The sequence below is a fragment of the Paracoccus sp. (in: a-proteobacteria) genome, assembly GCF_046289755.1.
Classification (GTDB): Bacteria; Pseudomonadota; Alphaproteobacteria; order Rhodobacterales; family Rhodobacteraceae; genus Paracoccus.
Genome location: NZ_JBKBVD010000092.1, coordinates 1 through 6,210, shown reverse-complemented (window position 1 = coordinate 6,210; position 6,210 = coordinate 1). Strand labels below are relative to the sequence as shown.

At 67.3% G+C, this 6,210-nt stretch carries 6 protein-coding genes; 4 read left to right on the top strand and 2 right to left on the bottom strand.

Going from position 1 to position 6,210, the window contains the following annotated elements; genetic code table 11:
- Positions 1-85: 85 nt before the first annotated feature.
- A complete protein-coding gene (locus tag ACK41U_RS18825) occupies positions 86-1,384 on the top strand; it encodes a pyruvate dehydrogenase complex dihydrolipoamide acetyltransferase (protein WP_409683662.1) in 1,299 nt (432 codons plus the stop codon).
- A gap of 135 nt (positions 1,385-1,519) precedes the next feature.
- A complete protein-coding gene (locus ACK41U_RS18820) occupies positions 1,520-1,759 on the top strand; it encodes a hypothetical protein (protein WP_409683659.1) in 240 nt (79 codons plus the stop codon).
- 34 nt (positions 1,760-1,793) lie between these two features.
- On the opposite strand, the gene ACK41U_RS18815 is transcribed toward ACK41U_RS18820, so the two are convergent.
- Positions 1,794-2,564, bottom strand: coding sequence for a division plane positioning ATPase MipZ (locus ACK41U_RS18815; protein WP_409683656.1), 771 nt, complete (start codon positions 2,562-2,564; stop codon positions 1,794-1,796).
- A 176-nt stretch (positions 2,565-2,740) separates the two neighbouring features.
- On the bottom strand, positions 2,741-3,724 hold the full coding sequence (locus ACK41U_RS18810; protein ID WP_409683653.1) for a LysR family transcriptional regulator: 984 nt from the start codon (positions 3,722-3,724) through the stop codon (positions 2,741-2,743).
- A 118-nt stretch (positions 3,725-3,842) separates the two neighbouring features.
- Here ACK41U_RS18810 and ACK41U_RS18805 point away from each other — a divergent pair, with 118 nt between their 5' ends.
- Both ACK41U_RS18805 and ffh read left to right on the top strand, forming a co-directional pair.
- Positions 3,843-4,430 carry an FMN-dependent NADH-azoreductase gene (locus tag ACK41U_RS18805; protein WP_409683650.1) on the top strand — a complete coding sequence of 196 codons (588 nt, stop codon included), beginning with the start codon at positions 3,843-3,845 and terminating at the stop codon, positions 4,428-4,430.
- Positions 4,431-4,664: 234 nt separating this feature from the next.
- Entirely contained in the window at positions 4,665-6,161 is a 1,497-nt protein-coding gene (gene ffh / locus ACK41U_RS18800; protein WP_409683647.1) for a signal recognition particle protein, read from the top strand.
- The last annotated feature ends 49 nt before the right edge of the window (positions 6,162-6,210 follow it).

The window sequence follows — 6,210 nt, the reverse complement described above, 5'->3', positions numbered from 1 at the left end:
AACCTTGAAAAGCACGCCCTCATCACCCCGGCCGAGGTGGTCGCGGCGGTGAAAAAAGTCACCTACAAGTAAGGGAGGCAACGCGATGCCCACGGAAATCCTGATGCCCGCGCTGTCCCCCACGATGGAGGAAGGCACACTGGCCAAGTGGCTGGTGAAAGAGGGCGACGAGGTCAAATCCGGCGACATCCTCGCCGAGATCGAGACCGACAAGGCCACGATGGAATTCGAGGCCACCGACGAAGGCCGGATCGGCAAGATCCTGATCGCCGAGGGCACCTCTGGCGTGGCGGTCAACACCGCCATCGCCATTCTGCTGGAAGACGGCGAAGAGGCGGGCGACATCAAGGCCGCTGCCCCCAAGGCGACCGAAACCGCGCCTGCCGCTGACGCGCCGGCAACAGAAGCCCCCAAAGCCGCCCCCGCAGCCGCCCGCAGCGACGACGGCGACCGCGTCTTTGCCTCGCCTCTGGCGCGGCGGATCGCGGCGGAAAAGGGTCTGGACCTGTCAGCGATCAAGGGCAGCGGCCCCCGTGGCCGCATCGTCAAGGCCGATGTCGAAACCGCCAAACCCGGCGCCGCCAAACCGGCCGAACCCGCAAAGCCTGCCGAGGCCAAACCCGCGGCCCCCGCCGCAGCCGCGCAGGCGCCCAAGGGTCTGACCACCGAGACCGTGCTCAAGATGTATGCCGACCGCGAGACGACCGAGGTGACGCTGGACGGCATGCGCCGCACCATCGCTGCCCGTCTGACCGAGGCCAAGCAGACCATCCCGCATTTCTACCTGCGCCGCTCGGCCAAACTGGACGAGCTGATGGCCTTCCGCGGCACGCTGAACAAGAAGCTGGAATCGCGCGGCGTCAAGCTGTCGGTCAACGACTTCATCATCAAGGCCTGCGCGCTGGCCCTGCAAGAGGTGCCCGACGCGAATGCCGTCTGGGCGGGCGACCGGATCCTGAAACTGAAACCCTCGGACGTGGCAGTTGCCGTGGCCATCGAGGGCGGGCTGTTCACGCCGGTGCTGCGCGACGCCGAAACCAGATCGCTGTCGGCGCTGTCGGCGCAGATGAAGGATCTGGCGGGCCGCGCCAAATCGAAAAAACTGGCCCCGCATGAATATCAGGGCGGCAGCTTTGCGATCAGCAATCTGGGCATGTTCGGGATCGAGAATTTCGACGCCGTCATCAACCCGCCGCATGGGGCGATTCTCGCCGTGGGCGCGGGCATCCCGACGCCGGTGGTCGAAAACGGCGAGGTTGTCGTGCGCAATGTCATGTCAATGACACTCTCCGTTGATCACCGTGTCATCGACGGCGCGCTTGGTGCCCAGCTTCTGGACGCGATCGTCAAGCACCTGGAAAACCCGGTGGCCATGCTGGCATAAGGCGTCGTTTTCCATAGATTTCTAGACATCGGCGGCGGTTCTGATAGGGTCGCCGCCGATGGTCGTCACTGACATGGTTTGTCCTGTCCATTCGACCAGAGCCTGCCTGTTGCCCTGTAAAGATGGATAAGTAAAATGATGTACAAAATGATCGCCGCCCTTGGCGTCGCACTGGCCCTTGGGGCCTGCTCCCCCAAAAGTTTCGAAACCGAGCCGGTCGAGATCGAAACGCCGGGTGGCCCTGTCACCTGTCAGCTTTACACCCTGACCATGACGGACTGGGATCGCTCGATCGCCCGCCCGAATTCGATGTCGTCCGAACTGGCCGATGCCTATTGCCGTCAACATGGCGTGAAACTGCTGTCGCGCTCGTGACCTCCGGCTCCGCCTGCCGCAGGCGGGCGGAGCCTCAGAAGGTCGCGGTCACGCCGGGCAGGCGCAGCTCGCCGATCAGGTCGCGCAATTCCTGCCGGGCGGCGATATGGGACATGCTGAGGCTCTCGACCCCGATATCGCGCAGGTCCAGCAGGGTCAGGCCGCGCGGAAACAGCTCCCGGAACACCACCCGTTCCGAAAAGCCGGGGGCGACCCGGAACCCGATGCGGCGTGACAGTGTCGCCAGCGCGCCGCCGACCTTGCGCTTGTTGTGCATCTGCTGGGTGCCCAGCCGGTTGCGCAGCACCAGCCAGTCGATCGCGCCCGCCCCCGCCTGCGCCCGCATCTGCCGCGCATTCCAGACCATTTCCGAATAGATCGACGGCCCCAGCACCTCGCCCTCGGGCGACAGCCGGGCCAGCAGATCGAAATCGACAAAGCTGTCATTCAGCGGCGTCAGCAGCACATCGGCCAGCGAATGCGCCATCTGGCTCAGCTTCGTATGCGATCCGGGGCAGTCCAGCAGAATAAAGTCGCACTCCCGCTCCAGCGCCTCCAGCGCCGGGCTCAGCGGGTCCGGCCCGGCGTCCAGCGTACCGATGACCGGCATGGGCAGGTCCAGCCCCTCGCGGGCGCTGAACGCCGCGCGGTTCTCCAGATAGCGGGCGAAACTGCGCTGCCGGACATCCAGATCCAGCGCGCCGACCCGATGCCCCATCCGCGCCAGCGCGGTGGCCACATGCATGGAGGTGGTCGATTTCCCCGACCCTCCCTTTTCGTTGCCTACAACGATGATATGCGCCACCGACCGCCTCTTCACCTCACGCTGTCTGCGGACCCTAGCGACCGCATGAGATGAAGGAAAGCGCCCTGCACAAGCCCCGCTGGCGCTGCGTCCCGAATGTCGCAAGGGGCCTGATGATGCAGGCGAAACCGCGCAGGCGCCAGTCGCGGCCCAGACGCGGCCCGGTCGCGGCCCGGTCAGTCGCTGTCCGGCATGCCGGGCGCTGTCATGCCCCTGCCCCCCGCATCACCAGACGCATCGCCCGCCGTGTCGCCCCCAGCATCGCCAGACGCATCGCCCCCCGCATCGCCCGCCGCATCGCCAGACGCCGGGCCGAACGCCCCCCGCACCGCCGCCACCACGGCCTGCACCTTGGGCGTGCGATGCAGATCGACATGCGTGACCAGCCACAGCGCCGAGTTCCATTCGGGCAGCGACAGGACCTCGACCAGCCCGCCCTGCCGCGCCGGCGGCAGCGCCCCCACCGCCAGCCCGGCCCGGATCACCGCCTCGCGCGCGTTCTCGTCATTGCTGGTCAGCGCGATATTCTCGGGCGCCAGGCGCGGCAGCAGCCAGCGCATATAGGGCGCGCCATGCCCCTCGCTGCCCGTCAGCGCGAAACGGTGCTGGCGCGGGTCCGTCACCGCCCCGTGCCGTGCGACATATTCCGGCGTGGCGAACAGCGCATGCCGCGCCTGCCCCAGCGCGCGCACGATGTAATCCGGCTCGGTCGGTCGCGCGCCTGCCCGGATGGCGATATGCGCCTCGCCCGCATCCAGCCGGAACAGCCGCACATCGGTCATATAGCTCAGCCGCAGCCCCGGATGCGCCTGCATCAGCCGGGTCAGGCGCGGCATCAGCACCTCGCCCAGCTCCGGCAACGAGGTGACCAGCAGATCGCCCTCGATCCGGTCGCCCACACCCGCGATCTGCGCCGCCATCTGGCTGAACCGCGCATCCGCCGCCAGCGCCGCCGCCAGCAGCACCCGCCCCGCCTCGGTCAGCGTGTAGCCGCGCGAGTGGCGCTGAAACAGCCGCGCATGCAGCGCCGCCTCCAGCGCGTCGATGCGCCGGATCACCGTGGCGTGGTGCACGCCAAGAAACGCCGCCGCGCCGCTGACCGTGCCATGTCGCGCCACCGCCAGCGCCACACGAATGTCGTCCCAGCTGTCCATCTGCATCGCTGTCCGCCCCGCCCTGTGCGCCCCTGCACAATCATTGCGCGATTATCGCCCTTCCGTTCGCGAATTCATAGATCCATATCTGCCGCAACGCAGCATTCCATAACGGAGCCCTCCCATGCACATTCTCCACCTCGACAGCGCCATCACCGCCGATGCCTCGGTTTCGCGCCAGCTGACCGCCGACATCCTGTCGCGCCTGACCGCCGCCAACCCCGACGCCACCGTGACCTATCGCGACCTGAACGAGGGCGTGCCCGCCATCGACACCGCATGGTTCCAGGCCGTCCGCGTCGGCACCGACACCCCCACCCCCGCGCAGACCGCGATGGTTCAGACCTCCGACGCCCTGCTGGCCGAGGTGCAGGCCGCCGACACGCTGGTCATCGGCCTGCCGGTCTATAACTTCTCGCTGCCCGCCCAGCTCAAGACCTGGCTGGACCAGATCGCCCGCGCCGGCGTCAGCTTCCGCTACACCGCCGAGGGCCCCGAGGGCCTGCTGACCGGCAAGCGCGCCTTTGTCGCCTATACCGCCGCCGGCACCCCCTTCGGCTCGGATTACGACTATGCCTCGGGCTATCTGCGCCACATGCTGGGCTTTCTGGGCATCACCGACGTGACCTTCGTGGCCGCCGACGGTCTGGCCATGGACCGCGACGCCGGCATGGCCCGCGCGCAAGAGGCGCTGGACAAGATCGCCGCCTGACGTTCGCGCCAAGCCTTTTCAGACCTGCATTACAGCCAAACCGATAAGACTGCTCCCCGCCCGGCCCCCGCCTCAACCCATATCCGGGTTGACTCGGGGGCCGTTTTTGCCTAACCGACAGCCCAACCCCCGGAAGCATCGCCTTCCGGTCCCCGCACTGCGTGGGGATCGCCCCCCGTCAGCGCGTCGCGCCCACGGGGGCAAAACCGTTTTGGACCCATAGGAGGCCCGCCCATGTTCGAGAACCTTTCCGACCGTCTGGGCGGTGTCTTCGACCGGCTGACCAAACAGGGCGCCCTGTCCGAAGAAGACGTCACCGCCGCCCTGCGCGAGGTCCGCACCGCCCTGCTCGAGGCGGATGTCTCGCTGCCGGTGGCGCGCAGCTTCATCAAGTCGATCACCGCCAAGGCCACCGGCACGGCGGTCACCCGCTCGGTGACGCCCGGCCAGCAGGTCGTCAAGATCGTCCATGACGAGCTGATCAGGATGCTGCAGGGCGAGGGCGAACCCGACGCTTTGCGCATCGACAACCCGCCCGCGCCGATCCTGATGGTCGGCCTTCAGGGCTCGGGCAAGACCACCACCACCGCCAAACTGGCCCTGCGCCTGAAGGACCGCGAGAAAAAGCGCGTCCTGATGGCCTCGCTCGACACCAACCGCCCCGCGGCGATGGAACAGCTGGCGATTCTGGGCCAGCAGATCGGCGTCGACACGCTGCCCATCGTCATGGGCCAGACCGCACCGCAGATCGCGCAGCGCGCCAAGACGCAGGCAGCCCTCGGCGGCTATGACATCCTGCTGCTGGACACGGCGGGCCGGCTGCATATCGACGAAGCCCTGATGGCGCAGGTCCAGCAGGTCCGCGACATCGCCCAGCCGCGCGAGACGCTGCTGGTCGTCGATGGCCTGACCGGGCAGGACGCCGTGAACGTGGCGACCGAATTCGACGCCAAGGTCGGCGTCACCGGCGTCGTGCTGACCCGGATGGACGGCGACGGGCGCGGCGGCGCGGCTTTGTCCATGCGCGCGGTGACCGGCAAGCCGATCCGCTTCGTGGGTCTGGGCGAAAAGATGGACGCGCTGGAAACCTTCGACGCCACCCGCGTCGCGGGCCGCATCCTGGGCATGGGCGACATCGTGGCGCTGGTCGAAAAGGCCCAAGCTGTGTTCGAGGTCGAACAGGCCGAACGCATGATGAAGCGGTTCCAGAAGGGTCTGTTCAACATGAACGACCTGCGCGGCCAGCTGGAACAGATGCAGAAGATGGGCGGCATGCAGTCGGTCATGGGCATGATGCCCGGCATGGCCAAGATGGCCAAACAGGCCGAGGCCGCAGGCTTTGACGACAAGGTCGTGCGCCACCAGATCGCGCTGATCAACTCGATGACGAAAAAGGAACGCGCCAATCCCGACCTGCTTCAGGCCAGCCGCAAGAAACGCATCGCGGCGGGCGCGGGCATGGAGGTGTCCGATCTGAACAAGCTGCTGAAAATGCAGAAGCAGATGGCCGACACGATGAAAAAGCTGGGCAAGATGGGCAAGGGCGGTATGATGAAGCAAGCCATGCGCGCCATGACCGGCAAGGGCGGCGGCCTGCCCGACATGGACAACCTCGACCCCGCCAAGATGGCCGAGGCGCAAAAGCTGCTGGCCGACCCCAAGGGCCTCGGCGGCCAGTTGGGCCGCGCCGGGCTGCCCGGCGGCCTCGGCGGCATGTTCGGCAAGAAATGACCCAGCCCCCAATGACCCGGCCCGCCCCCCTCCTCTGCCAGCCGCAGCC